We start from the raw sequence: 26900 nt of genomic DNA on the forward strand, positions 1-26900 counted from the left end.
CATTCAATGAGTGATCAAAGAAAGATAATTTTTCTGCACTTGCCTAAAACAGGAGGCAGCACTCTGGTGAATATTTTACATCAACATTACGGTTTGGAGCAATCTGCCCTCATTGCCGGTGATGATAAAGTAGCTTTGGCTGATGCGATTCAGGCGGGGATTCCCTTTATTCATGGGCATTTTAGTGCCCATCTCCTGGAGACAGGCCCAGCTTATTTGAAGGCCACCATTTTAAGGGAGGCCAGCGACCGAGTGATTTCTCGCTATGTGCATTTAGCGCATTCTAAAGAAGAGCGCCTGCAAAAAGAGTTTGCATCTTATTTGAGCTTCGAAGATTTTCTGCAAAGTACTTATGCCGATAATTGGCAAGTGCGCATGCTCGCTGGTCAATGGCATGAGGGGCGCGTAAATGAAGAGAGCTTTGTTAAGGCAGTCGATCAGCTTTATGCCATGGATTGGGTGGCCACGGCCGATCAAATGGCGAAGGCCGCTCTGGATTTAAGTTTGAAGCTAGGCTTTGAGAGCTACTACCATCCCCATTTAAATACCCGCGCCTCGGAAGAATTGTGGCAGGAGCTCAATGCAAAATACCGTGATTTAATTGCCGACTTAAATCGCTTTGATGCCCAATTGGTAGTGGAGGCTAGGGCGCTTTTTAATCGGAATAAGGAGCTTCCTCTTGCTAAAAGATTAAAGCTGAAACTAAAAGGATTGCTGGCCTGATTAATGAAATCTGCGTTTTCAAGTCAAATTTTGCTTCGTATTCTGCGCTGGATTTTTAAGCTAGGCCTTTTGAATGCTATTAATTTGGGATTAGCCTGTCTTTTGGTGCTTGCTCGTTTGGCATTTGAGCAAATTCCACTTTCTGATTTTCAATTCCCTTTTTTCCTTTTCATGACCGGCTTTGTGCTGATGAATTGGGTTTATAATCTGGGATTAATTTATGAGTGGATTTACCATCGTTTATGGAGCCTGGATTTGGATTTTAAGAAAGTGGAAACACAGTTCTTTAAAGCTGGAGTACTGATGGTTTTTATCGTGGATATTTTTGGGCTCTACTATTACCTGATCTGGTATAAGGCTTAAGACTGCCAGGAACTCTTAATCTCCACCCCGGGATTTTGCCTTTGCACCGCCACTTCATTTTGCTGCCATTCTTCGCTAAGGACTTCGAAATAACAAGCTCTACCCAGGAAATCGGCGCGAATGCCATCCAAATAAATATGAGCGTTAAAGAAAAAGCGTCCCGCCATTAAGGGCAGTTCCGGAATGCTTAATTGCGCCCTTTGCTGATCGCCAGATAAATAATGTTGAAAGCTGCTGAGGTAATTGCCGCGACTGTTGAATAAGTGCAGTTCTAAGCGAATCTCCTTGGCTTGCGCGGAACTTTCCCATGCCAAATCAAGTTGGAGGCTCTCGCCATTTTTAAGAAGCTTGGATCCGTCTTTGGCTTTAACTTCAATCTGCTGGAATCGAGCCCGTCCATCACCCTCGCGATCGCTACGTTCCGCGGGATTTCTATCGGCGTTTAGCTGTTCCAGGCCGCCTAAGTATTGCTCAATCATTTCATTGGGGGCTCCGGTGTCCTGCAGTTTACCTTGATTGATCCAGGCTACGCGATCACAGAGGCTATTAATGGCTCCCATATTATGACTCACGAAAACTATGCTGCGAGCCTGGGCTTTGGAAATGTCTTCCATGCGAGCCAAGCACTTCTTTTGGAAGTCGGCATCTCCCACCGCTAAAACCTCATCGATGAGTAAAATATCTGAATCCAAATGAGCCGCTACCGAAAATGCCAGACGCACAAACATGCCACTGCTATAGCGTTTTACTGGCATATCCAAAAATCGACTAACCCCGGCAAAATCTACAATTTCATCAAAACGCGCTTTAATAGCCGCTCTGCTCATGCCCAGAATACTACCATTGAGAAAGATGTTTTCTCGTCCACTAAGTTCAGGGTGAAAGCCCGTACCTACTTCAAGCAGGGAGGCCATTTTTCCATGCACCTTAATCTGTCCTTTGGTGGGCGCCGTAATACGACTGAGGATTTTAAGCAGGGTAGATTTACCAGCGCCATTGGCTCCAATTAAACCTAATACTTCACCTTGCTTCAAGTCGAGATGGATATCGTCCAGAGCCCAAAAATGCTCCTTGCCGGCAATGCGATATTGCTTGGAAATGCCTTGTATTTCGAGGGCCTTTTTCACAGGAGATCAGCCATTTTTCGTTCTACTTTTTGAAAGTATATCCAGCCACTCAGGAAGAGAAGTAATGAGAATACAATGCTTAAGCCTATACCGCTACTATTAGCTGAAAAGCCCAATTCGAATATTCCGGCTCGCCATATTTCCAGGATGCCCATCATGGGGTTCAAGTACAGAAAGATTTGAAATTTTTCATGGAGGGCGGACTGCCATAATTCGGGGCTATAAGCAATGGGGCTGAGGAAAAACAGCATTTGGGCAAAGAAGGGAATGATCTGTTGGAGGTCGCGGAATCGTAAGCTCAGCGCGGCAAACCATAGGGCTAGGCCCTGGGAAGCGAAGAAGCTCATGAAAAGGGCCGCCACAAAACTGCCCATACTTAACAGCGTGAAATGCGCATCGGCGAAAGCCACAAAAACAAACAGTATAAGCACGAAGATGAGATCTATGGAGGCCACCAGACTTTTGGAAAGCACCAAGAGTATGCGCGGGAAATAGATTTTCTGCAGCATACTGCGAGCCTGAATGAGGGAGGCGGCTCCCTGACTCAAATTGTAATTGAAAAAGCCCCAAAAGATCAAGCCACTAAGGGTGTAGCTTAAAAAGGGAATACCCTGGGTATCGGCCTGCAAAGCCCTTTGAAAAACCAAAAAGAGCACAGCCAGCGAAAGCAATGGCTGAATTAAGGCCCAAAGTGTGCCCAGCATGGTTTGGGCATAGCGTACCTTAAAATCGCGACGTGCCAAGCTGATACCCAAACTGCGGTATTGCATCAGCTCTTTCCATTGGCTGGCCAAATTTTGGCGGCCCGCCCTAATTAATATGTAGCTATCCTTTGCGATGTCACAAATATAGCGGCCTCGGGGCTTCTAGTTCCGGATCAGCCTTAAAGTTGTTCGTTCTCCCTCGCGATTTAAATGCAAGAGGTAAATACCGGCCTGTTCTGGCAATTGGAATTCATAGTCCTCCGAGCCTTCAATCTGATCTCTAAACAAGATGCGGCCTTGTAAATCGCTAAGGAGAATTTGAGTGCCATGCAGCTCATAAGAGGCATTCAAATGCACAATGCCATTCGACGGGTTGGGGTAGGCGCTAATTTGCTTGAAATCTTGCTCCTCTTCCAAGCCAATGGGTTTCCAATATTGCAAGCAGGCACTGGTGTCGATGCAATTGCCATTATCTACAATCACTGCGTATTGTCCGCTGCTATCGGGATAGAACTCACGTCCTGTGGCACCTGGAATTGGGGTGAAGCTACTATCGCAAATCAACCATTGGTAATTGGCCCCAAATTGATTGGCTCTAAAGGTGGTGTCGTTAATTAGGCTTGCAGTAGAATCTATAAAGTTCATGTATACCGTGAGGTAGACCAAGGAATCGCAGCCGGATGAGCTGGGGATAATATAGCGATCGCCACTGCGACTGTCGCGATAGGTAAAGCTATTAATCCAAGTGTAGGAATTACAAGCCTGAACGGTATCATAGCCATAGCCTTCCTGGCAATAGGTGAGCTTAAGCATAAAGGACTCCATACCTGGGCTGTTACCATTATCCACAATAGTTGGGTCGGGGTCAAAATCCATTTGGATGTCGAATCTACCGGCAACATAAACTTCACCTCTGCTGTTTACCATCGCCATTGCCGGGTAATCAAATTGACTGCTTCCCCAAGATTCTCCATAAAGGTAATTTCCTGCGGAATCCACTTTCGCGATAAAAATATCTTGAAGTCCATTGGAGGTTTTCATATTGGCTCCCAAGCTGGGATCCAGGTCGATGCTACCCATAAATGGTCCGGATACAATCGCTCCACCTGAACCATCTCGATTCAGGAAAAGGCTGTTTTTGCCGATTTCAGCATCACCCCACATTCGAGCCCAGTCGACCGACCAGCTGGTGTCGAGTTTCCAGAGGAACAAGGGATTTTGATTACCGACGGCGCTTAAACTTAAAACTGTGGAAGTATCAGGGTCAAAGTCTTTGGTGCCTGTGAAATACCCCGAAAAGTATAGGGTTTCGCTATTCTGCATTTCCATTTTCTGCGGTACAATCGGACTGTTGAAGGCCGAGACGAAAAGACCAAATGGATTAAGTTTCAGGAAAAAGCCACTCCCGGAAGTAGGACTAAGCCAGTACTCTTTGCCAGCGGTAGTATCGGGATCAAAATCTACGGAACCACTGAAAAAGCCTTGGGCATAGACATCTCCATTATCTGCAATCTTCACATTTAATGCCTGATCTTCAAGAGTAGAGCCTACGGAGCGGGCCCACCAGATGTTGCCACCGGGATGTAATCGCATAATGAAGACATCGGCTCTGCCTTTTGAAAAGACAGGAGCATAGCCACCCACACTGGGATCCAAATCGGCATTACCCCAAAAGAAACCGCCTATAACAATGTCGCCATTACTATTCACATCAATATCATTTGGGCTTTCATAAGAGCGATCGCCAAAAACCTTGGCGTACATTAAATCACCATTGGCCTTTAAAACCCAAAGGAAAACATCTACATATCCAGCCGCGGTAAGGTTCGTAATTCCAGGGCCCGGGTCAAAATCCAGGGTGCGCGTAAATTCCCCTACAGCATATACGTTGCCATTAATATCCGTAGTAATGGCAGTGATTTTTTCGGGATTATTATTGCCAAGAGAGTGAACCCATTTTAAATTCCCATAAGCATCGTATTTGGCAACGAACATATCGTAAAGGCCTACGGCGGTGTCGATTCGGGCATGTGGGCCATGATCGAAATCAACCACGCCAGAAAAGGTGCCAGCCACAATAATATTCCCAAAGGGATCCATCTGGCTGTCGATAATATTAACCTGATCGTTTTGGGTGAACCAAGCTAATTGCAGGCTTTGACCCATTACACTCAAACTGAGAAGGCAGAGAAGTAAAGTTTTCTTCATACGAAGGGCATAGGGAATTAAACCGCTCAAGTTAAAAAATTGACCGTATACATCGGCTGGGCAATGAGTGCTCGTTCTATATTTGTTTTATGTCCATCCTGAGCACTGCCATAGAATACCTGAAAGGAGTAGGGCCGGCCAAAGCCGATTTACTGAAGAAGGAGCTACAGATTTTTCGCTATGCCGATTTATTGCAATTGTATCCTTATCGCTATGTAGATCGCAGTCGTTTTTATAAGATCAATGAGTTAGGGGGCACTGCAGCTGAGGTACAGATTAAAGGCCGCATTACCAATATGGAGGTGCAAGGACCAAAAGGTCGCGGCAGCCGTTTAAAAGCTACTTTCCAAGATGACACCGGAGAGGTGGAATTGGTTTGGTTTAAGGGGGTACAGTGGATTCAGAAATCCTTGAAATTGCATCAAGACTATGTGCTTTATGGAAAGCCGAACTTTTTTAATGGCAGCTTGAGTTTCCCACATCCTGAACTGGACCTGGAGGCGGATTTTAAACGTAGCCCTTTGCGGGGATTGCAACCCTTATATCCAAGTACAGAAAAGCTTAATCAAAAAGGATTGAATAATAGGGGTTTAGCCAAATTAACCAAGGTGCTTTTGCCTCAGTTAAAAGGGGTTTTACCGGATTTCTTCCCGGCTCATTTTCGGGATCGTTATGCCTTAATGACGCGGGAAGAAGCATTAATGCAAATTCATTTTCCTAGTAGTATTGATAAAGCGGAGGCCGCACGCTTACGCTTGAAATTTGAGGAGCTTTTCTTTTTTCAGATGGAGATGGCCGCCCAAAAGCGTCAGCATCACCGGGAATTTCAAAGTTTCGCTTTCGCGGAAGTCGGCGCACACTTCAATCATTTTTACGAAAAGGTTTTACCCTTCGAATTAACGGGAGCCCAAAAAAGGGTGCTCAAGGAAATTCGACAGGATATGCGCTATGGTAAGCATATGAATCGTCTCCTTCAAGGGGATGTGGGATCCGGGAAAACCATGGTGGCCTTAATGGCGATGTTAATTGCCATAGACAATGGTTTTCAGGCCTGCTTAATGGCGCCTACCGAAATTTTAGCCCAACAACATTATCAAGGTATTCGCGAATTATTGGAAGATTCTCCTTTGCAAGTAGCCTTACTAACTGGCTCGGTAAAGACCGCTGATCGGAAGGTAATTCATGAAAATTTGCAATCGGGGGAACTTCACATTTTAATTGGCACCCATGCCTTATTGGAAGATAAGGTGAAGTATAAAAACCTGGGCCTGGCGGTAGTGGATGAGCAACATCGTTTTGGCGTTGCACAGCGGGCCAAGCTCTGGAAGAAGAATAAATTACCGCCTCATATTTTGGTAATGACGGCCACTCCCATCCCACGAACCCTGGCCATGAGTATTTATGGCAATTTGGACCTTTCGGTGATTGATGAATTGCCACCAGGTAGAAAGCCCATTACTACCAGTCATGCTTTTGATAAGGATCGCAATAAGCTCTTTGGCTTTTTGGAGACGGAGATAGAAAAGGGTCGTCAGGTATACATCGTGTATCCGCTGATTGAAGAGTCGGAGAAAATGGATTATAAAGACCTGATGGATGGTTATGAAAGTATCTGCCGTGCTTTCCCTCGACCCAAGTATCAGGTTAGTGTGGTGCATGGAAAGATGAAGCCTGAGGATAAGGATTTTGAAATGCAGCGCTTCGCTTCGGGTAAAACTCAAATTATGGTGGCGACCACGGTAATTGAAGTAGGGGTGAATGTACCTAATGCCTCAGTGATGGTAATTGAATCCGCCGAGCGCTTTGGATTGAGTCAATTGCATCAGTTACGCGGCAGGGTAGGGCGTGGCGCTGAAAAGAGCTATTGCATATTAATGACTGGTCCGAAATTAAGTCGGGATGCTCAAGTTCGAATGAAGACCATGGTGCGTACCCAGGATGGTTTTGAAATTGCCGATGTGGACCTCAAATTACGTGGACCGGGAGATTTAACCGGAACCCAGCAAAGTGGCATGCTCAATCTTAAACTAGCCGACCTTAGGCAGGATACTCCAATTATGGATTTATCGCGCCGGGCCTTACAAGATTTATTCAATGCGGATCCTTCTTTAAAAGCAGCTGAGCATCAGAGTATATTGGAGGAATTTGCCAAGCGAAAATCCGGTAAAATCGACTGGGGGCGTATCGCCTAAAAGCAAGCTACCCATTTTTTGGCATGATATTTTTATGTTGTTGATGGAACGCAAAAACCATCACAATGAAAAAGCTAATTGTACTCCTCTTGGGCCTCAGCATAGCCTCTTGTTCTTATGAAAGCAATGTGCCCGGACCAGTAGGTCCACAAGGCCCTCCCGGACCCGGATTGAGTTATCGTATTATTGATGCCACCGCTCTTTTTGAGAACTGGTTGCCCTTTAATAATCCTGGTGAAATCGACTATCAATATTATCAGGAATTCAATGCCCCAGAAATTGATCAATACACCTTCGATAATGGATTGGTGATTGGTTATCAGATTGATGGAGGAACTACTTATACACTGCCAAACACCATTAACTTCGATGGTTATACCCGCGAGTTTAGTTTGTATTACGGTGTTGGCTATGTAGGTTTTATCTGTAAAGATTCCGACTTACAATCTACTCCTCCTGATGTTGACCAATATTTTAAGGTGTATATCGTAAATCCTTCCAGTGGTAAGCGCGACCTCAGTGGAATGTCGCAAACAGAACTGGAGTTGTATCTTCGCGAGATGAAGGCCGAAGGATCGGCTCGCGAGATCAATCTTACCCGAAAGAAATGACCTTAAATAAGTGCTCTATATACAGACCGATGTTTCTAAGCATCGGTCTTTTTTTTGTGTTCGTATCTGGCCTGAAAGCTCAGGATTTTAAAAGCCTGCATTTGGTGGCGCGCTTCGACACTATTGATGAAAAGGTTTTAGGAACCGTTTACCATCAAGTGGCAGTAGGCGAGGATGTAGATCAATTGGTGCTCAATGCCATTCGCATGGAGATTAAATCCTTGCAATTAGATGGTGAGGATTGGGATTTTGAGCAGAATGATACGGCTCTTTTCATTCCTATAAAGGAAGCTGAAAGGGGAGAGCTTCAATTGCGAATTGAGTATGAAGCTAAGCCCAATAAAGGAATCTACTTTATTGGCTGGCAAGATGAGACCCGCCGGGCCCGCCGACAAATCTGGACGCAGGGTCAGGGCATTGATCATCGACATTGGATTCCTCATCATGATGATCAAACTGATAAAATTCTTTTTTCGGCTGAGTGGATTTTTAATTCCGATTATCAGATAATGAGCAATGGTCAACTGGATTCCATGGTGACCAAGGAAGGCGAGAGCCACTGGTATTACAGTATGGATAAGCCCATGAGTTCCTATCTAATCGCCATGGCTTTAGGAAACTATGTTGCCAGTGCTCAAATGATAAAGGGGACACCTCATATCTTATATCATTATCCCGATCGAATCGCAGATAGTGCCTGGTACTACTATCGACATCAACATATAGCTTCTTTTCTGGAGGGGGAAATTAATTATGAATATCCCTGGCGCAATTATAAGCAAGCGCCAGTAATGGACTTCCGTCATGGGGCTATGGAGAATACCTGTGCTACCATTTTTGGAGATTTCTTTTTGGTGGATTCCATTGCCTTTAATGATCGTAATTATACCTATGTAGACGCCCATGAGTTTGCGCATCAATGGTTTGGGAATTTGGTGACTGCGGCAGGGTCCGAGCATCATTGGCTGCATGAGGGTTTTGCGACTTATTATCAGTGGTTAAGTGAGGAAGAGCTTTATGGTTCCAATCATTATGATTGGGAATTGTTTAAGGCTCGAGAATTAATTGAGGGGGCCGCTGCTCGTGATAGCCTTCCCTTGGCACATCCCAAGGCGGGAGTGGAACGTTTTTACCAAAAGGGTGGCTGGTTATTGCACATGCTTAGGAACTATGTAGGCGACTCGGTATACCGCGTGGTGATTGACGATTATTTACATCGTTATACTCATCAGGTAGTGCACAATGAAGATTTGATTGCGCTATTTGAAAAGCACAGTGATAAAGATATCCGAGCTTTTTTTGATCTGTGGCTTTATGGAAAGAAGGAACCAAGTTTACGCATCAGGCACAGTCCTATTAAAGAGGCTTTGGTAACTGATTTAAGTGAAGCCATGCCTCAGGAATTGGAGTTCGCATTTTTGGTGAATGGTAAATGGCGTTTTCAAAAACATCAAATACCCAAAGGGCGCTCGATGGTCCTTATTCCAGACTCTTGTACCGCCTACTATCTGGCGAAGGTGGATGATTTACTTCTGACGCTGGATGATGAAAGCATGACCTCAGAATACTATCGGATCGCTTTTGAGGCGAATGATGACTTGGCCGCCCGCTGTCGCTATATGCGCGAGTGGCCGCAATGGGAGGAGGATTTAGATTTCATCAAGTCAGTAGCGGAGAATAAGCAGAATTTTCATTGGCTTCGCGCCGAAGCGATACGAGCCTTTGTTCGAATTTCAAAAGACAGAAATCAAGAAAAGGCCTTGGTAGAAAGCCTGCTCCGCAGCACAAAGGATGTACAATTGCAAAAGGCGATTATGACTGTGGTTTTGAAAGAGAAAATGGACATTGATGCTCAGATCTTAGCGGATTTACGTCAGTATGGTGGCTCCTATGAATTGAGGTCTTCAGCCTTACAAGCCAGTATTGATCCCGATAATTTGGCGAATATGAAATGGCTCAATGATGCACATTGGGCGGAGCAACCAGGAATAGTAGGACACGATCTTTATTTGCAAACTCTTTTTTATCGATTTGCCTTTTTTCGGGATCAAGAGGCCTTAGCCAAAATGTTGGATTTTGCCGGACCATCCTTCGATTTTAATACCCGCATGAATGCCTTGAGCTTTTTGTCTTATCTACCGATTGATGCCGATTTGTATTGGCAGCGATTGTTTGAAGCCTTCCAAAACAAAAACTGGAAACTTAGTAAAATGGGACGTGAGAAACTCCTTGATTTACAAAGCAAGGAAGCTGCTCAGTTTAAAAAGGCTTACCGCAAGGCCAGGCGCGATTGGGATGATTTTCAAAAGCAAAAGGCAGAGCGTACTTTTGAGAAGGAATAGCTATGCCTGCCAATCACAATCGACTTAGCCAGTTTCTGGTTTTATTAGGAGACTTTGCCCTCCTCAATGCTGCATTTTTCGGAGCGGCTTGGCAGCGCTTTCGGGATTTGCCTTTTTTCGATACTCCCTATTACGACTATTACCTACAGCTCTGGTTGATCCTTAATTTGCTGTGGTTGGTATTGAGCTTGATTTTCCGAACCTATGATTTGGCCTTAAAGCCCGAGCCTCGGCAATCGGTATCCAAGACCTTTAATGTATTTGTGAGTCACCTTTTTGTGGTGCTCCTATTATTAGTGGCCTTGCAGCGAAGTGAGCAGTACAGCCGTTTGTTCTTCGTGTATTTCTACAGCGGTGTGGCTCTCACTATTTTACCCTGGCATTTCTTTTACCTTCGATTTTTACGCTCCTTTCGACGTCGATCACGGCCTTTACGCACCGTAGTCTTGGTAGGAGAGGGACGGGCTTTTGATGATTTCATTCAATTGGTGGGGCGCAATCCGGAATTAGGAATAGCGGTATCTCGCAGCTTTCGCATCGATAAATCGGATAGCCTGGAAGATCTGGAATCCTATCTGGAGCAATCTCCCGGTGAAGAATTATTTGTAGCCTTAAATCCTGGTCATGCTGCGTTTGGGAAATTGTACCGTTTGGCGGATCAGCATGTAATGAATTTCCGAGCCCTGCCTGATTTAGGTATGCCTCCCATGAAGAGCATGCGCATTGATTTTTACGATCATCTGCCGGTATTAAGCTTCCGGCCCGAGCCCTTACAGCAATGGCATAACCGCTGGTTGAAGCGCAGTTTTGATATCCTCTTTTCTTTGCTCTTAATTTTGATTTGCCTGCCCCTTTTATTTCCAATTCTAGCGATTGGGGTGAAATTATCGGGACCCGGTCCCATTTTCTTTAAGCAGAAACGCAGTGGTTATCGTGGGGAGGAATTCGTGATTTACAAGTTCCGAAGTATGGCCTTGAATGCCCAATCGGATACGCATCAGGCGAAAGCCGAAGACCCCCGCATCACTTCTTTCGGACGATTTATTCGGCGTTGGCATTTGGATGAATTGCCCCAGCTTTTTCAGGTTTTAGGAGGAGAGATGTCGATGGTGGGACCCAGGCCGCATATGATTGCCCATACCGAAGAATACCGCAATTTGGTAGATCGCTATATGCTCAGGCATTTGGTGAAACCTGGATTAACCGGTTTGGCGCAGGTGCAGGGTTATAAGGGGGAGCACGATTTACCCTCCATGGAAGCAAGGGTACGCGCTGATGTGTATTATTTGGAGAATTGGAGCCTGCTGCTCGATCTGAGTATCATCTTACGAACTTTGGCAAGCTGGTCTAAAACCAATTAAAAAAGCCAGACCCTAAAGAATCTGGCTTTTCCATATTTAAACTTTGCAAGTACTTATTCCGAAAAGGCGGTAAAGCGGGCAAAAGCTAATGATGCTAGTTAGGACGAAAATACCTGCCAATACCATTAATACGATGCCCAGGGTGGAGCCAATAATACCACTAAAATACAAGTAGGCTACTACGGCGGCGATGATTACGCGGATAAGACGGTCGGCGTTGCTCATGTTCTTTTTCATAACATTTCATTTGGATTGTAGAGCTAAACTAGAACCTTCGTCAAGTCTGTGCAGTAACCGCAGTTACTGCTCCAAAACTATAATGCCTTCTTTGCGCTGTTCTACTTTTCCTTCGTTTTCGAGCTTCTTAATTACGCGACTAATAACCTCACGGGCACTGCCCAAATCACGGGCAATTTCGCGATGCGACATTTTTATGGGCTGACCTTGATGGGCTCGGGCATGATCGCTGAGGTATTGCATTAATCGTTGATCCATACGGCCAAAAAGCAGGGATTGAATGGTCTCTAATAACTCCGAATAGCGCAATTGGTATTGATTGAAAAAGAGCTTATTAAAGTCCTCGTATTCTTTGGTCCAGCGTTTTACGGCATCTCCCGGCAGGAGCAATACATCACATTCTTCGGTGGTATAGGCTTTTATCTGGCTGGGTGAATTCTCCAAAACTGCGGAGAAAGAAAGAGCACAGCTTTGGGCCGCACGGATATAATAGAGGAGGAGCTCCTTTTCATCGAAGTCGGCCATTACCTTAATGCTGCCCTTTATTACCAGTGGGATGACCTTTACATATTGGCCTTCCCGCAGTAATTCGGTGCCGGCAGGGTAGGAGGCATAGGTTCCTTCATGACTAATTTCATCTATTAATTGAGGGCTAAGACCCGCTAAGCTTTGTTTGAGTTGCTCGCGTAAATGCATGGGCATGGATTTGCGATCCAAGGTAGGCAATAGCCGGGCGGTAGAATATGATATTAATCAGATGAGCTGGGCTCTACATGGATAAGCACATCCTGTATTTGGGGATAAACCTTGGTTAGGTGATCTTTAAGCTTATGAGCGATGGCATGCCCTTCCCGAACGCTTAATTCTCCATTTACTTCAATATGCAGATCTACCAGATAGCCGGAACCATATTTACGGATGAAGCATTTTTCAGTTTCCAAAACCTGATCAACTTCCAGGGCCGATTTTCGAATGGCCGATTCGAGTTCGGGATAAAGGTGTTCGTCCATTACCTCTCCCAAAGCGGGACGAAGGATGAGGTAGGAATTGTAAATGATTAAAACACTGGTAAGCATGGCGGCAATTTCATCGGCCATAGCCCAGGCCTCGCCACCCCAAAGACTTATGCCTACCCCTACCAAAGCTACCACGGAGCTCAATGCATCCGAACGATGATGCCAGGCATCTGCAATTAAAGAAGAGCTACCGGTTTTTTCACCTTGCCTTTTCTGATAGCGATAGAAGCCTTCTTTTACAGCAATTACAAATAGGAGCACATAAAGGGTGAATCCTTCCGGTACGGGATTTTCGCCTTGCAGAGAATCGATGGAGCGCAAACCAATAATTACCGCCGAGCCAATTAATAGGGAGGTGATACCAAAGGTGACCAGGGCTTCAATTTTTCCGTGACCATAGGGGTGATTGTCGTCGGCCGGTCGCTGTGCATATTTAAGTCCGGCAATCACCAATAAGGAGCTAAAAAGATCACTAATACTTTCGGTGGCATCGGCCATTAAGGCAGCACTGTTTCCGAAAATCCCGGCCAAACCCTTAATGATGGCCATAAATAGATTTACGGTAAAACTGAGCCAGGCGGCAGATTTTGCTTTTTGGCTATCACTTTTCATGGTCGCTTTCGAATTAGGCCTTGTTGCATGGTGATTTCGTACTCTTCAGCAATTAACTGCCAATTGTAGCGCTCCTCAATACGACGGCGATTTTCCTGAATCCGCTCCTTAAATACTGCATCTGTATCCATGTGGTCCAGGTGATTCGCAACATCAATATGATCACTAAAATAGGAGGCGTTTTCCCCTAATACTTCATAATTAAAGCGATTGCGATGCGCCACGATGGAACAGCCGCAAGCCATGGCTTCTAAGAGGCTGGGGTTAGTGCCGCCTACACTATGACCATGGAAGTATAAATGGCTGTAATAGCGTAAATTATTGATCTTATCCTTTTTGTAAGTGCCACGAACAAAGCGGATGCGGGCATCTTTAAATTTTTCTTTGAGGTATTCACCATAGGGGGTGTCGTGATTCCCAACGACCAACATCAGGCGTTGACTTTCACTTTGCACCACGCCTTGCAGGATCATTTCTATATGATTCTCCGGTTCGAGGCGGGCTACCAATAAATTGTAATCTCCCGCATCTAAGCCATAAGCATCCAAAATTTCAGGATTTCCCTTTTTGAAGATATCCGCTCCATAGGGAATGAAAACGGTGTCATTGGGGTATTGCGATTCCAGGTATTCTTGAATCACCGTAGAGTCGGCAATGAGGATATCGCTGCGTCTGGCGGCCCATTTCTCAGCGTATTTCAAAAATTTCTGAACTCGAGGACTGTACTTACTTCGCTTCCATTCCAGGCCATCCATATTGCAAAGGATGAGGCTGCGCTTGGGGAGCAGTCTTTGCCAAACGGAGCTGCTGGTATATCCTAAAAGGAGGATGGCATCAAACTTCCGTTTACGGCTATCGATAATACAGTTGAGGTCGTAGATGAACTGCCCAATGGTGCCATAGCGATGTTCGGGATCGTATTTGTGGATGATCTCAATGCCCTGATAATTTTTTTGGTCGTAGGGATGACGATGCGAATTGTAGACCCAAACTTGATGTCCCATTTCTACCAACCTCAAACCTAATTGCTGGGCGCATTCTTCAAATCCACCATAAAGGTTGGGGATACCACGGGTGCCGATGATTCCTATCTTCATGCGCCCCCTTTTTGATGTTTTAGGTAAATGGCCAGAATGCTTCGGGCAGCCTTAGCCCAGCTGAAGTTTTCTTTAAGCCATTCGCTGTGATCTTCCTTTTGCTTTAAGGCCTTATGGATGGCGTTTCGTAAATCTTCAGGATCCTCCACCCTGGCAAAATTGGCCTGATCTTGAAAAAGCTCGCGGTTGATAGGGTGATCATTCACCACAATTTGACAACCAAAATGCAAGGCTTCCAAACTGGATAAGCCAGTACTTTCATAGTGGGAGGGCAATACATGTACCTTGGCTTTATTGAACATGGAGGCGCATTCTTCATGATTACGTGCCCCTTGGAATAACACTTTGGGACCTGCTTCGCGCTTGCATTTTTTTAGATAAGCCTGATGGGCCGGAGCCGCATCACCAATGATATGTAATTTCCAATCGCTGCCTTTTTGGGCTTCGATCAGGGCTAATTGATTTTTAAGGGGTTCGATACGAGCTACGCATAAAACATCCTTCTTTTCCCGTGGAGGGTTTAAGGGGGGCAGATGCTCAGTGCCTAATTTAACCACCGAATGTGCTCCTTCATAGCTGAAATCCTTACGCAGGATTTCAAGTTCCGCATTACTGGCGGTAATGAGGTGGTCACAGCGATTAAGTATCTTTTGGATGCTTCCACGTTGCCCTTCCATCAGGTAATCCAGGCCAGGCATTTTATCACGGCCCTTTAAGCTCCGCGCAATAAGTTTTAGATATTCTAGGGCATGCTGACCAAAGGCTCTTTGCAAAAAGGCTCGGAGGCCGGAAGCTTTGCGATCGGCTTGTTGGTAGTCGACATAGATGCTGGATACTACAAGTGGAACCCCCGACTTTAAAAGGGGCAATAGGATGGCGGGTCGACTTAAGCCAAAGAAGTGAATAAGATCGTATTCTTTGGGATTTTGATGGCCATCCCAAAAGTCGCATTGCACGCCAGCCTTGGTCAGAAATAGACGATTTTGCTCTACATGGACCGTATCTCCTCCAGCTTGACTGTAGAGGTTGGGACGGGATACAAAGAGAACTTTAATCGCTTTCATTCGGCTCTTCTAAGCTAGCAATTTGATCAGTAACCGGAACCAGTTTAGCCCTTAATTGTGCCGCAATAATTCCTCCTACTAGGCTCTTAATAATAAGACCGGGGATAAGGTGAATAAGGGTATTCCAAAGGTCGGCCCCAGGCATATAGTAATAGAGCACTGCAAAGCCCGGGATCAATAATAGGAGATGGGCTCTCAGGAAAATTAGAATGGCGCGGAAAAAGTGAAATTCTTGTCGGGCACTGGCATAGGCGACATATCCGGCGCAAGCCACAAAGCCCCACAAAAAACCAGCAGTAGCCCCGTATAATTTAGCGAAACCTGAAGTGTGATGCCCAAATACCGGTAAGCCCAAAGCACCCAAAGCCAAATAGGCCCCCACCACTAAAATGGCAGTACGCCAAGGCAGGAGGCTAGCCCCAATAAATATGATAAGGGTTTGCAGGGTAAGGGGGATAAAGCCTAAATCTAAACTCCAGGGCGCCAGAATGAGGATGGCGATTAATACGCCCAGGGCCAGTTTATAATTGGTGTTTTTCAGCATGATGAAGGGCTAGGAGTTGTTTGCTCTTAATTTCAAAGCGCCAAGTTAATAAGCTGGAGGCGACTATCAAGCCTAAGGCCAATCCATACCAAATTCCCAGTGGACCCCATTCTAGTTCAAAGCCCATATAGTAGGAGCTTCCCAATGCAATTACCCAATAGGAAAACATTACAATTAAGGTGGGGATACGAGTTTCGGATAATCCTCTTAAGGCCGCCAACACCGCGACTTGCATACCATCAAAAAGTTGGAAGGCTACCGCTACAATGAGCAGTTGTGCTGCCAGATCAATTACCACCGGATCATTGGAATAGAAGGTGGGAAGCAGGTGACGACCAAAGAAAAATACCAGTCCGGCAATGGACATTAAAATGAGCATCAAGGCAAAATTGGTATGAGCCGCCATGCGTAGAGCAGGAATATTACCGGCTCCCAATTGGTTACTTACCCGCACATTCGCAGCGGCGCCAATGCCACTGGCGGCCATATAGCTTACAGAGGCCAGGGAGATCGCAATTTGATGCGCAGCCAAAGATTCGGCACTAATCCAACCGGCCATGACTGCGGCAATGGCGAAGGCCGATACTTCGAAGATAAACTGTAAACCGGAGGGAACGCCTATATCCAGCAATTTCTTAAAGTGACTCCATTGGGTTTGAGCCCATTGAATTCCTTGAGTATAGACCTTAAATGCAGGTTTACGGAACACGTAGATCGCCATGGTGAGGGCCATGATAATTCGCGCAATTAAAGTAGCTAGGCCAGCTCCGGCTAATCCCATGGCTGGAAATCCAAAATGGCCGTAAATTAAAAGATAGTTGAGACCAATATTGAGGAGATTGGCACCCAGGCTAATCAGCATGGCCATGCGGGTATCGCTCAGACCTTCGGCAAATTGCTTAAAGGTGAGGAAGGTTAGTAAGGGAACTAAGCTGAGGCAGATAATGCGGTAATAAGGTCGGGCGGTGTCCAATACCTCTTTCTCTTGACCCATAAAATGCAGGAAATGCTCCAGTCCTAATAGAAGGAAAAAGATGAGCAGGGCAATGCCGGTATTCAGGTAAATGCCATGTTTAAGGTAGCTCCGGGCTTTTTCGGGTTTCTTTTCTCCGTCGGCATTGGCTACCGGGGTGGTGAGTCCAAATGCCAAACCAATTCCAAAAACCATGGGGACTACAAATACCGAATTGGCAAAGGCACCTGCCGCCAGAGCCACCGTTCCCAAAGCTCCCACCATAATGCTATCCGCCAGGCCTACCATAACGTGGCCTATCTGACCCAACATTACTGGCCAGGCGAGTTCGATGTTTTTTCGGAAGTGCTCTTTATAGGTCATGGGAAAAAAGAAAGCCTGCAAAAGTAGTTAAATGATGTCCCTTGCGGCCGGATTAAGGTTTTAAGAAATTGCTAATGGCAGGTCTTAGACGAAGGGATTGGTGAAAGCTTAGGGCTAGCTATTAAAATTCTTTATTTCTGTTGATGTTTTTTTCTTGATACAACCGAAGGTTTCTAGCCTGAGCACTCAAATCCTTTTGGGAATAAAGAGACGTTTGATGGGGTTCCTCAATACTTTTTTCTTGATACAACCGGAAGCGAAGCTGTAGCTCTCAAATTCCATTGAAAATTAAAAAGACATTTGAAAAAGTATTCAAAAAATCAAGGCCCCTGAAAGGCGATTCCTTCGGACCGCCGCTTCTGGGGTCGGGCCAGCCTGATTAATGATTTACCTTGGATTGGAAATTACCTTTCAAATGAATTTAAGTTCTGAGGACTACACTGCGAACGGCTATCGCTGCTCAGGTGCCACAAGCTCCGAATTATTGTTTTTTTGGTAAAAGTGATATTTAGTGAAGGATTCCACTGAACTCAATCTGTAGCGACTACCATCATTTGGAAGATCCGCCTTTCCTCAGTGATAGTTCGGCGCTTCGCGGAATTGCGTCCGCCGCAGACGGAAAGAGCATGAAGCGAAAAGTGCCGAACGATTTTGAAGACTGGAAGGAATCAAAAATCACCTAGGGAAAGGCCTAGGGTTTCCCGCCTACCGGAGCTGGAACAGCGGCGGGCAGGTTGGATACTTTTTGGCCGATGCAAAAAGTATCACCCAAAACGAAGCAAAAAATCAAGGCCCTTGAAAGGCTATTCATTCTATTCGGATTCGGGAGTCACAATTTCAACACCTTTGATATTTGGATCTAATGGGCTTGATTTTAATAGTTCTTCCCAGCAGCTTTCTCGGATGGAAATTATCTTATGCTCTATATCAGTGTTTGGTATTTCCAGGTTTATGTTCTGTACTTGGGAATATTCAAAATCAGTCACAATTTTCTGCATACAGCAATCCGCATAATCCTTAGTTGCTTCCTCACTAAAGAACATCTTTCGTAAGTCGTCGAGCTCTATTTTCTCTCGGATCTGCTTTTTATTAGTTTCTGTCCATGAGTTCCTATGGCAAGCAGATGAAAGGATGAGTAGAAGGCCTAGGATTGCTATTGCTTTCAATTGGTTCATGAGGATTCTTCTTGATTTTTAAAGGCTTACATTTTTTTATTTGAAAATCTGATCAATGTTTTGTCGTCCAATGATCATCATGATTTCAATGACCTTATTATTGATGCGGAAGAAGATACTATCTACCCCACAAACACTTCTGCGGTATCCTGCTCTAATGTGATCAACGGATTCGAAGGAATATGGACGCGCCGCAATTATTTCGAATTGATTAAAGAGAGCATCGATGTATTTGTCGGCTTGTGATGCACCGAACTTGATCATGCCATATTGATGAATTCGAACAAGATCTTCTTTGGCTATATTAGATAGTTTGTACTTGGCCATTCAAACCTTCTCTGGATGCGCGTTTTATATCTTCTTTCGAGTCATTGCTGAAACCGCTGTTTTCAGCTGCCTTAAGTCTCAGTCGTAGCCAATCCATTTGTTCTTCTTGCTTTCGAGCCTGACGAATAAGGTCGTTAACCAATTCGCTCTTGCTAGAGTATTCTTGATTGTCTACTTGACGTTTCAGCCATTCATCATTGGGCTCTGTAAGAGAGATACTTTGTCTAGCCATTGATTTTCTATTTGGTGTAAATTTACACCAAACCTGCCTTTAATGCTGTGATTTTTTTGAGTGATTTTTCTCTTGATACAACCGGAAGCGAAGCTGTAGCTCTCAAATTCCATTGAAAAGTAAAGAGGCATTTGAAAAAGTATCCAAAAGATCAAGGAAGCTTGAAGGCGATTCGAAATTACCTGAACCTTCGGTCGGTTCTTTCGATCACAGAAGCATGGGGCATTTGTGGCTTTAAAATTTGGGTGGATGCACTTAGTGCTTCATTTTTTCTTGATAAAACCGAAGGCGCAGCCAGAGCTCACAAATTCCTTTGAATTTAATATAGATCATTTGTAAAACGAAGCAAAAAATCAAGGCCCCTGAAAGGCGATTCCATTGGACCGCCGCTTCTGGGGTCGGGCCAGCCAGATTGATGATTTACCTTGGATTGGAGATGCTCCCACAATCGATTTTGAGTCCTAAGTACTACCCTACGAACGGCTATCGCTGCTCAGGTGCCGGGAGTTCCGAATTATTGTTTTTAGAAGGAGTATTATTTGGTGAAGGATTCGATCGATCACCAGCTAAGCTTGGAGCTAAGTAAATAGAAGGCTAAGATTTTAGTTCATGATAAAACTATGGAAGGATAATTCCTTGTTTTTTTAATCCTTAAGTTCTTCCAAAACACTCTTCAAACGAGCGGATATTCGTTCCTCTCTCATTTCATTGACGAAATGAATGGTATCCTCTTTTCCGATAAGGATATATTCCTGATATCTAGTTCCAGTTATTATCGTAATCATCCAAGTATGGAAAGAAGCCTTGCTTAAATTGGCTAGGCTAACTTTTGGAATCCCGAGTTGCTCAACTCGCTTTGCGAAATTTTGGAAGTCAGAAGCTAGAATGTTAGCGTAGTAGGAGCCATCAATGACTTTCACATCAATGGAATCATTCGATACCAAGAATTCATATTTCTGCTTTCTGTCATAGCTTCCAACATTTTCGATGACAATAATCTGTGCGAAAATTGGTGTAGCACTTAGGATGAAAAAGATGCAGTATAAAAGGCGTTTCATTTTAGTGAAAAGGTATTAACCAGTTTGAAGCAAATTTCAATAGGAAATTAATTCTGCTTGGTTCAAGTTTAATTGGATTTCGTTTTAATAGGGTCTCAGCTAATTGGCTTAAAACATCACTGGTAAATGCGAAAGTATCCAGGGAATAATGAATGTCATATATCCTTTTAGCACGGTCCATTTACCACGAATAATTTGTATGCCGGAATAGATGCCAATTAAACCGATTAAAAGCCTTACAATTAATAACCAATCCGGGAGGATGAAGATTCTGAGATAATTAGGGTGCTGAGTGTGATCGTAAAAGAGATAGGCACTATCGATGAGCCAAATAGCGGATAGGGTGATTTCCAATACTCCGGCCAAAATTCTATTGTTCTTGCTAAGTTGAGCCATGGACTAGACAATACTTGTGCTATGATATTAGCGATTTAAAAGCATCGCCTTTATCATCTCAAAACTTTTCCATTTCTCATCAATTCCTTCTTCCGGTTTTTGAGGATAGTAGCTTAGCCATTTTCCTTCAATCAACTCGAGGTAATATTCTATTTCAGTGTTTGACTTAAAGATTTCGACTTTTTGGGCTTTGCCTTTTCTAAAGTACACTTTGGATTCGAGTTGCTTATTGGTGTCAAAGTACCAATTGCATTGCAATTGATTTTTGTGGTAGCCGGAAATACGATAACCAAGCGGGCTGCTTTCTTGCTGTTTCCACTTGACCTTGAAATCCGTATTAAGGCTATCCCATTTAGTATGGCTGCTGTAAAATTGATGGTTGACAGAGCCAGTTCGGATTACTATAGCGAATTCGTTTTCAGTATATATACTGTCTATATCTCTACTGTTCTTCAGTACATTAAAAATGGAGTCATAAGCTGTTTCACCCTGACAATAAGCGAAAATGGGAAGAAGAAGGAATAGGCTAAGGACTGCTTTCATTTAAAGGTTTTATATGTTTTAGGTAAATATTGTTTTTTTATGGAGATAGGGTTTAGTAGCAAATTAGCTTTTAGAGATTCCAATGGTTTAAGAAGCTTTTATCCTGCAAATGGGCATCCCCAATATCAGCATGCTCCTAATCTTGGGTATAGGTGTGGATGAGGGGGCAAGTAATTGGCTAATAAGGTTTGTAGTATTTGAAATCTTCTTTAGTAAGTAAGTCGCCTTTTCCTGTGTAGGTTTTCAGGCTTATTAGTTTTCCATCTTTGGATAGTAAACTGTCGTAACGGAAATGAGTGTTGTTCAGCAGTTGTAAATCGGGTGTGTTTGTCCAGCTAGTAACCAAGTTTCCTTCCTCATCATATTCTCCTTTCCAATGAGTTGCTGTATTACCACAAATTCCTTCTTCGATATTTAAAATCCATTCTGTGCAGTTTCCCTGCTCGTCATACTTGAAGGATTTAGCCCCTGCTTTAATTAAGTTTCCACCTAGGTCATATTGGAAGAGAATAGAGTCAATTTGGTTTTGATAATCAATGCTTACCAGATTAAGCCGACTGTTTTCGTCGTAATGAAATTGTTCAGTGCGAATGAGCTTTTTCGATTGTGAATATTGAAGTCTCATTTGAATGCGCCCCTTTTCATCAAATTTGTAGCGATAATAATGTCCTTCTAAAATGGAGGGAACCTTCTCGAAAAGTAAATTTCCAAATTCATCGAACTCTAGTCTTCCGATTAGGCTGTCTTGGCCATTGTAATGTATACTGGTTATGGACTGAATTTTCTGAGAACGGATAGAGTCAGGGTGAAATCCGAGAGAGAAATTGTTAGGCAGGTTTTCTCTAATTTGCTGTGGAACCAGCTTGTAGTAGTTGTTATTGATTAGGTCACTGGGATAGGTCTGTTCAAAAAGCGAATCCGGAATATCGCTAGCCTGATGCTTTCCCAACATTTCCTCTGGTGAAGGACTTTTACAGCTGGCTAGCAAGATTACTATTACGATTAGTTTTTTCATAAAAGCTTGAAAGCTATTAAATAATGTCAGGAGTCGAAATTGAGCTTTAATCCCTTATTTCTCTAAAGGGTAATACCTCCATATTCCAAGTCTTATCATTTTTAGTTAAATGCAAGTAAAATTCAGTGTTGGATAGTTTTAGGTGCACCACCACATTATCTTTTTTCTTGTTGATTTGGCAACCTAAAATCATGGGAGGACTTGAAAACTCTTTCGGACTAGCGGTCGGTGGACAATTAATCCAGCTTGAAAGAAAGTATGATTTATCGAGATAGTCTTCTTCTAGAAAAATCCGTAGTACACTGGTATAGTAAGGGTTGTCGTAGATCACCTTAGTAGAATCAAAACTTAGGGAGGGGCTGTATTGCAGTGATTTCGAATTGCGACCACAGGTTTTCAGCGAATCTAAGGAGCTGAGGTAAATGGAATCTTTAATACAAATGGGAATAAGGTTTGGCAGAATTAGATATTCAGATTCCTTTGGATTGCGATTTGACTTCCAGCCGTAAATGGTATAATCATGAGCTTGGTAAGCCATTTGAAAAATGCTGTCCACAAAGCTTGCTGTGCGCTGTTTTGCCTTGGAGTCTTTTTCTAAAGACCATTTATGCCAGGATTGAAAAAAGGATTCAAAAATTTGCTGATCACCCTGTTTGAATGAAGCATTTAGCTTTTGAGCAAAATCACGGGGACTGGCATAGATTTCTTGATGAAGGGATTGTCCGCAAGTAGTTTGAAGTAGGAAACAGGAGAGAATAAGGACTAAGAATAATTTCATCACAGGTTCAGGATCAGGCTTTTTGATTTTGAATAAGGAGGCATTTGTTTTTTTCAAAGTGACTCAAGCTGAAGATAATTTGGAAGTGCGCGTCATAACCTTATTGCTAATAGGTTTGTTATTTTTCAGGTTCAAGATCTTCAGTGATGAGCTTTATTTCGGTGCAGCCAATCCGAATGACCTTCCCATCTTGAAAAAATAATATTAAATCGTCCTTGTCTTCGGGATTAGACTGTAGTCTTAGGCTGTCATTGATCATTCTCGATTCAGAAGGAAAAAAAGTGATGTCGCTCAGTCCTATGGCATCCTCCTTTAAAGCTTGTTCATCTCCTTCAATATAATATTGGTAGGACACATTCATGCAGTGAAAGTATAGGACATCAGGAACTTTAGCATTAAGCCAATCGCCTTTCGTTTTCTGAAATCGGATTAGGATATCATCCCCCTTTTTTATGAGCCCTTGAAAGTCGAAATTATTGTGAAGGTCAAGATGAGTTCCAGCCAGTAGAACGGCATAGTTGTCTTCGATTTCAAAATTTGTTTTCAAGTTTCTAAGCTTTTTTTCGCTTCAGTGCAATGAACCAGCAAAGAAGGCTTAGTAGAAAAATTAGGATGAATAAAAAGGAGGATAGATTTAGCTTTCCGCTCTGCCAGATCATCGTTTCTGATTGCTCAGTATTTAAAGCAATTGGATTTATGACTAAGCCTATTAAGGAGGTGATCATGATTAGGCCTAGGATTAATTTCAAGGGGAATTTGGACATGGTGCAGCTTAGAGTTTAGCATGCAAGGTAAGTTCTTAATTTTAGTAAGGATAGAATCCTGGAATGTCCTCACGACTTTAGGGTTCCAGGCTCTATTTGATACTTTTTTCTTGATAAAACCGAAGGCTTCTGGCCTGAGCTCTCAAATTCCATTGGAAGTTTAAGAGGCATTTGAAAAAGTATCCAAAAAATCAAGGCCCCTGAAAGGCGATTCCTTCGGACCGCCGCTTCTTGGGTCGGGCCAGCTTGATTGATGATTTTCCTTAGAGTTACAATTCTCTTTAAAGCGAATTTGAGTCTTAAATACTACCCTGTGTAGGGCTATCGCTGCTCAGGTGCCGGAGCCTCTGATACATTGTTTTAAGGTTGGGGTGATGATTTGTGAAGGATTCGGCTAAATACGGGAGTTTGCAGTTCCCATCATTTGGAAGATTCGGCCTTTCCTCAGTGATAGTTCGGCGCTTCGCGGAATTGCGTCCGCCGCAGGCGGAAAGAGCATGAAGCGAAAAGCGCCGAACGATTTTGAAGACTGGAAGGAATCAAAAATCACCTAGGGAAAGGCCTAGGCTTTCCCGCCTACCTGAGCTGGAACAGCGGCGGGCAGGTTGGATACTTTTTGGCCGATGCAAAAAGTATCAGAGCTTTCTTTGAAATGAAGTTTTTGTATAATGCTTTGGTTGATACTTTTTTCTTGATAAAACCGAAGGCTTTTGCCTGAGCTCTCAAATTCTATTGGAGGTTTAAGAGGCATTTGAAAAAGTATCCAAAAGATCAAGGAAGCTTGAAGGCGATTCGAATTTACCTGGACCTTCGGTCGGTTCTTTCGATCACAGAAGCTTGGGGCATTTGTGGCTTTAAAATTTGGGTGGATGCACTTAGTGCTTCATTTTTTCTTGATAAAACCGAAGGCTTCTGGCCTGAGCTCTCAAATTCCTTCAATACTGACGATACTTTTTTCTTGATAAAAAAGTATCCAAAAAATCAAGGCCCCTGAAAGGCGATTCCCTTGGACCGCCGCTTCTTGGGTCGGGCCAGCCTGATTGATGTTTTTCTTTGGATTGGAAATTCACCCACAATCGATTTTGAGTCCTAAGTACTACCCTTCGAATGGCTATCGCTGCTCAGGTGCCACATGCTCCGAAAAATGTTTTGGCGTAGAGGCAATGTTTAGTGAAGGATTCGACTGAACTCTATCTGTAGCGACTACCATCATTTGGAAGATTCGGCCTTTCCTCAGTGATAGTTCGGCGCTTCGCGGAATTGCGTCCGCCGCAGGCGGAAAGAGCATGAAGCGAAAAGCGCCGAACGATTTTGAAGACTGGAAGGAATCAAAAATCACCTAGGGAAAGGCCTAGGGTTTCCCGCCTACCGGAGCTGGAACAGCGGCGGGCAGGTTGGATACTTTTTGGCCAATGCAAAAAGTTTCACCCAAAACGGAACAAAATATCAAGGTCCTTGGGAGGCGATTCCTTTGGATCGCAGAGTCTGGGTTTGGGCCAACCTGATTACGGATTTTCATTTGAGCATCAATTCTTAGATCATAATCCATCTTGAAAGAGTTTTTTCAAAAAAACAAGACATGTTGTTCCGCAGCTAAATAGCTTCGCGTATATTCGCAGTCAAATAGCTGCACAATGGAAACGCGAAGAGATGTATTTCAAGCCATAGCCGATCCCACACGAAGAGCCATTCTTAGTTTGGTGGCAGCTGGCGCCATGACACCCGGTACTATCGCCGAAAATTTTGATGCTACTCGTCAAACCATATCCCGGCATATCCGCATCCTAAATGAATGCGATCTGCTGGAGCAGAAGCAACAGGGGCGTGAAATACTCTATTACTTCAATCCGGATAAGATGAAAGAGGTAAGCGATTTTATTGAGCCCTTCCGGAAGATGTGGGAAGCGCGTTTCGATCAGTTGGAAGCAGTGATGAAGCAATATCAATCCAAAAATAAATCTTAAGCATGGAACTAAAAACGCAGGTTAAAGCGGGGCAGGGGCAACAAGAAATTGTAATTAGTCGGCAATTTGATTTACCGCTGGAACTCTTGTTCAAGGCTTTTACCGAAGCCGATCTTTTTGCCCAATGGATGGGCACCAAAGTCCTAAAGTTGGAAGCCGAAAATCATGGTAGCTATCGATTTGAAACCTCAGATCCTAGCGGCAAAGTGGTGTTTAGTGCCAATGGTACTTTTCATGAGATTGATGTGAACCGTAAAATTGTTCGCACCTTTCAAATGGAGGGCACTCCCTTTCCTGCTCAATTAGAATTCTTAGAATTTGAAAGTCTGTCAGAGCATTCCAGTCTTTTGAAAATGCAAATCATCTTTCGCTCCGAGGCTTTTAGGAATCAATTGCTGCAAATGCCCTTTGCATCCGGTTTAAGCATGGCCCACGACCGTCTTCAAAATTTAATGACTCAGTAATTCAAGTAAAATGAAAAAGAGAGATAAGATCATTTATTGGATTGCCACTATCTGGCTAAGCATGGGCATGGTATCCTCAGGCCTGGTACAAATCCTGCAAATAGAAGAAGAGAGAATCATGATGCAGCGTTTGGGTTACCCTGACTATTTCATGATAATTCTGGGGGTTTGGAAACTACTGGGAGTAATAGCAGTATTAATACCCAAAGCTGCGCTATTGAAGGAATGGGCCTATGCGGGCTTCTTCATCGCCATGTCCGGGGCATTAGTTTCCCATTGGGCCGTGAATGATCCGGCAATGGAGTCTTTCGGTCCCAGCCTATTATTGGTTTTAACAGTACTTTCCTGGTATTTCCGCCCGGAGTCGCGGAGGCCTAAAGCTTAAGCCTCAGCCTCTAATCTCTGCATTTCCCTTTCGAAGAAGGCCTCGGCGGTTTCCATCAAAGAGGCTACTTCATTCACCAATTCTTCTTCTTCCCCTTCCAGCTCATCGAGCCATTCTACGTCGTCGCCGTAGATGTCCCAAATAAAGCGGGGGTATTGTGTATGGATAATGTAGAGATTATCAGGGGTATCGGTATTGTCGGCGAGTAAAAAGTGAGGTAGTTCCATGGCTATGGGGTTGATACTGAAATATATAAAAAATT

At 43.9% G+C, this 26900-nt stretch carries 29 protein-coding genes; 9 read left to right on the forward strand and 20 right to left on the reverse strand.

Translation table 11 applies throughout. The features are described from left to right. Window positions 1-6: 6 nt before the first annotated feature. On the forward strand, window positions 7-723 hold the full coding sequence (locus H4K34_RS12995) for a sulfotransferase family 2 domain-containing protein (RefSeq protein WP_281384588.1): 717 nt from the start codon (window positions 7-9) through the stop codon (window positions 721-723). 69 nt (window positions 724-792) lie between these two features. Next, on the forward strand, window positions 793-1086 hold the full coding sequence (locus H4K34_RS13000; protein WP_210757817.1) for a hypothetical protein: 294 nt from the start codon (window positions 793-795) through the stop codon (window positions 1084-1086). On the opposite strand, the gene H4K34_RS13005 is transcribed toward H4K34_RS13000, so the two are convergent. The 3 genes from H4K34_RS13005 to H4K34_RS13015 all read right to left on the reverse strand — a co-directional run bounded on the left by H4K34_RS13005 (window position 1083) and on the right by H4K34_RS13015 (window position 5125). Next, on the reverse strand, window positions 1083-2213 hold the full coding sequence (locus H4K34_RS13005; protein ID WP_210757818.1) for an ABC transporter ATP-binding protein: 1131 nt from the start codon (window positions 2211-2213) through the stop codon (window positions 1083-1085). The two genes, H4K34_RS13000 and H4K34_RS13005, sit on opposite strands and share 4 nt — an antisense overlap. Continuing rightward, complete coding sequence (locus H4K34_RS13010; RefSeq protein ID WP_210757819.1) at window positions 2210-3007, reverse strand: ABC transporter permease; 798 nt, start codon at window positions 3005-3007, stop codon at window positions 2210-2212. The genes H4K34_RS13005 and H4K34_RS13010 overlap by 4 nt, the downstream gene beginning before the upstream one ends. Window positions 3008-3079: 72 nt before the next feature. Continuing rightward, window positions 3080-5125 carry a T9SS type A sorting domain-containing protein gene (locus H4K34_RS13015; protein ID WP_210757820.1) on the reverse strand — a complete coding sequence of 682 codons (2046 nt, stop codon included), beginning with the start codon at window positions 5123-5125 and terminating at the stop codon, window positions 3080-3082. 89 nt (window positions 5126-5214) lie between these two features. Between H4K34_RS13015 and recG the strand changes: the two genes are divergently transcribed. The 4 genes from recG (at window position 5215) to H4K34_RS13035 (ending at window position 11631) form a co-directional block, all read left to right on the forward strand. Next, on the forward strand, window positions 5215-7317 hold the full coding sequence (gene recG / locus H4K34_RS13020; protein ID WP_210757821.1) for an ATP-dependent DNA helicase RecG: 2103 nt from the start codon (window positions 5215-5217) through the stop codon (window positions 7315-7317). Between the two features lie 65 nt (window positions 7318-7382). Continuing rightward, a complete protein-coding gene (locus tag H4K34_RS13025) occupies window positions 7383-7928 on the forward strand; it encodes a hypothetical protein (protein WP_210757822.1) in 546 nt (181 codons plus the stop codon). A gap of 29 nt (window positions 7929-7957) precedes the next feature. Next, window positions 7958-10270 (forward strand): M1 family metallopeptidase, encoded by a 2313-nt coding sequence (locus H4K34_RS13030; protein ID WP_210757823.1) that lies wholly within the window; start codon window positions 7958-7960, stop codon window positions 10268-10270. Window positions 10271-10272: 2 nt separating this feature from the next. After that, window positions 10273-11631: an exopolysaccharide biosynthesis polyprenyl glycosylphosphotransferase gene (locus H4K34_RS13035; RefSeq protein ID WP_210757824.1), complete on the forward strand. Its 1359-nt coding sequence runs from the start codon at window positions 10273-10275 to the stop codon at window positions 11629-11631. A 36-nt stretch (window positions 11632-11667) separates the two neighbouring features. Here H4K34_RS13035 and H4K34_RS13040 read toward each other — a convergent pair whose 3' ends face one another. From H4K34_RS13040 to H4K34_RS13115, 16 genes are all read right to left on the reverse strand, one after another. Beyond that, window positions 11668-11868, reverse strand: coding sequence for a YgaP family membrane protein (locus H4K34_RS13040; protein ID WP_210757825.1), 201 nt, complete (start codon window positions 11866-11868; stop codon window positions 11668-11670). A gap of 63 nt (window positions 11869-11931) precedes the next feature. Continuing rightward, window positions 11932-12564, reverse strand: coding sequence for a Crp/Fnr family transcriptional regulator (locus tag H4K34_RS13045; RefSeq protein WP_210757826.1), 633 nt, complete (start codon window positions 12562-12564; stop codon window positions 11932-11934). 53 nt (window positions 12565-12617) lie between these two features. Further along, the gene (locus H4K34_RS13050) at window positions 12618-13496 is read right to left on the reverse strand and encodes a cation diffusion facilitator family transporter (RefSeq protein ID WP_210757827.1); all 879 of its coding nucleotides are present in this window, start codon (window positions 13494-13496) and stop codon (window positions 12618-12620) included. Beyond that, entirely contained in the window at window positions 13493-14593 is a 1101-nt protein-coding gene (locus tag H4K34_RS13055; protein ID WP_210757828.1) for a DUF1972 domain-containing protein, read from the reverse strand. The genes H4K34_RS13050 and H4K34_RS13055 overlap by 4 nt, the downstream gene beginning before the upstream one ends. Beyond that, a complete protein-coding gene (locus tag H4K34_RS13060; protein WP_210757829.1) occupies window positions 14590-15657 on the reverse strand; it encodes a glycosyltransferase family 4 protein in 1068 nt (355 codons plus the stop codon). The genes H4K34_RS13055 and H4K34_RS13060 overlap by 4 nt, the downstream gene beginning before the upstream one ends. Continuing rightward, window positions 15644-16201 carry a biotin transporter BioY gene (locus tag H4K34_RS13065; protein ID WP_210757830.1) on the reverse strand — a complete coding sequence of 186 codons (558 nt, stop codon included), beginning with the start codon at window positions 16199-16201 and terminating at the stop codon, window positions 15644-15646. Before H4K34_RS13065 ends, H4K34_RS13060 begins: the two co-directional genes overlap by 14 nt. Next, a complete protein-coding gene (locus H4K34_RS13070; RefSeq protein WP_210757831.1) occupies window positions 16179-17537 on the reverse strand; it encodes an MATE family efflux transporter in 1359 nt (452 codons plus the stop codon). The genes H4K34_RS13065 and H4K34_RS13070 overlap by 23 nt, the downstream gene beginning before the upstream one ends. An 812-nt stretch (window positions 17538-18349) precedes the next feature. Then, the gene (locus H4K34_RS13075; protein WP_210757832.1) at window positions 18350-18712 is read right to left on the reverse strand and encodes a hypothetical protein; all 363 of its coding nucleotides are present in this window, start codon (window positions 18710-18712) and stop codon (window positions 18350-18352) included. Between the two features lie 36 nt (window positions 18713-18748). Further along, window positions 18749-19039 (reverse strand): type II toxin-antitoxin system RelE/ParE family toxin, encoded by a 291-nt coding sequence (locus tag H4K34_RS13080; RefSeq protein WP_210757833.1) that lies wholly within the window; start codon window positions 19037-19039, stop codon window positions 18749-18751. Then, window positions 19017-19271, reverse strand: a complete 255-nt coding sequence (locus tag H4K34_RS13085) for a ribbon-helix-helix domain-containing protein (RefSeq protein WP_210757834.1) — start codon at window positions 19269-19271, stop codon at window positions 19017-19019. Before H4K34_RS13085 ends, H4K34_RS13080 begins: the two co-directional genes overlap by 23 nt. A gap of 644 nt (window positions 19272-19915) precedes the next feature. After that, window positions 19916-20329 carry a hypothetical protein gene (locus tag H4K34_RS13090; protein ID WP_210757835.1) on the reverse strand — a complete coding sequence of 138 codons (414 nt, stop codon included), beginning with the start codon at window positions 20327-20329 and terminating at the stop codon, window positions 19916-19918. Window positions 20330-20437: 108 nt separating this feature from the next. Then, window positions 20438-20725 (reverse strand): hypothetical protein, encoded by a 288-nt coding sequence (locus H4K34_RS13095; protein ID WP_210757836.1) that lies wholly within the window; start codon window positions 20723-20725, stop codon window positions 20438-20440. Window positions 20726-20752: 27 nt separating this feature from the next. Next, window positions 20753-21268, reverse strand: coding sequence for a hypothetical protein (locus tag H4K34_RS13100; protein ID WP_210757837.1), 516 nt, complete (start codon window positions 21266-21268; stop codon window positions 20753-20755). Between the two features lie 178 nt (window positions 21269-21446). Next, entirely contained in the window at window positions 21447-22283 is an 837-nt protein-coding gene (locus H4K34_RS13105) for an RHS repeat domain-containing protein (protein ID WP_210757838.1), read from the reverse strand. 46 nt (window positions 22284-22329) lie between these two features. Then, window positions 22330-23061 carry a hypothetical protein gene (locus H4K34_RS13110; protein WP_210757839.1) on the reverse strand — a complete coding sequence of 244 codons (732 nt, stop codon included), beginning with the start codon at window positions 23059-23061 and terminating at the stop codon, window positions 22330-22332. A gap of 118 nt (window positions 23062-23179) precedes the next feature. After that, a complete protein-coding gene (locus H4K34_RS13115) occupies window positions 23180-23608 on the reverse strand; it encodes a hypothetical protein (RefSeq protein ID WP_210757840.1) in 429 nt (142 codons plus the stop codon). A gap of 1851 nt (window positions 23609-25459) precedes the next feature. Here H4K34_RS13115 and H4K34_RS13120 point away from each other — a divergent pair. The 3 genes from H4K34_RS13120 to H4K34_RS13130 are packed head-to-tail and all read left to right on the forward strand — an operon-like array spanning window position 25460 to window position 26638. Continuing rightward, entirely contained in the window at window positions 25460-25789 is a 330-nt protein-coding gene (locus H4K34_RS13120) for an ArsR/SmtB family transcription factor (protein ID WP_210757841.1), read from the forward strand. 2 nt (window positions 25790-25791) lie between these two features. Beyond that, complete coding sequence (locus tag H4K34_RS13125) at window positions 25792-26253, forward strand: SRPBCC family protein (RefSeq protein WP_210757842.1); 462 nt, start codon at window positions 25792-25794, stop codon at window positions 26251-26253. Between the two features lie 10 nt (window positions 26254-26263). Further along, entirely contained in the window at window positions 26264-26638 is a 375-nt protein-coding gene (locus tag H4K34_RS13130; protein WP_210757843.1) for a DoxX family protein, read from the forward strand. On the opposite strand, the gene H4K34_RS13135 is transcribed toward H4K34_RS13130, so the two are convergent. Beyond that, window positions 26635-26865, reverse strand: a complete 231-nt coding sequence (locus H4K34_RS13135; protein ID WP_210757844.1) for a hypothetical protein — start codon at window positions 26863-26865, stop codon at window positions 26635-26637. The two genes, H4K34_RS13130 and H4K34_RS13135, sit on opposite strands and share 4 nt — an antisense overlap. Between the last annotated feature and the right edge of the window lie 35 nt (window positions 26866-26900).

It is taken from the genome of Croceimicrobium hydrocarbonivorans (assembly GCF_014524565.1).
GTDB classification, from domain to species: Bacteria; Bacteroidota; Bacteroidia; order Flavobacteriales; family Schleiferiaceae; genus Croceimicrobium; species Croceimicrobium hydrocarbonivorans.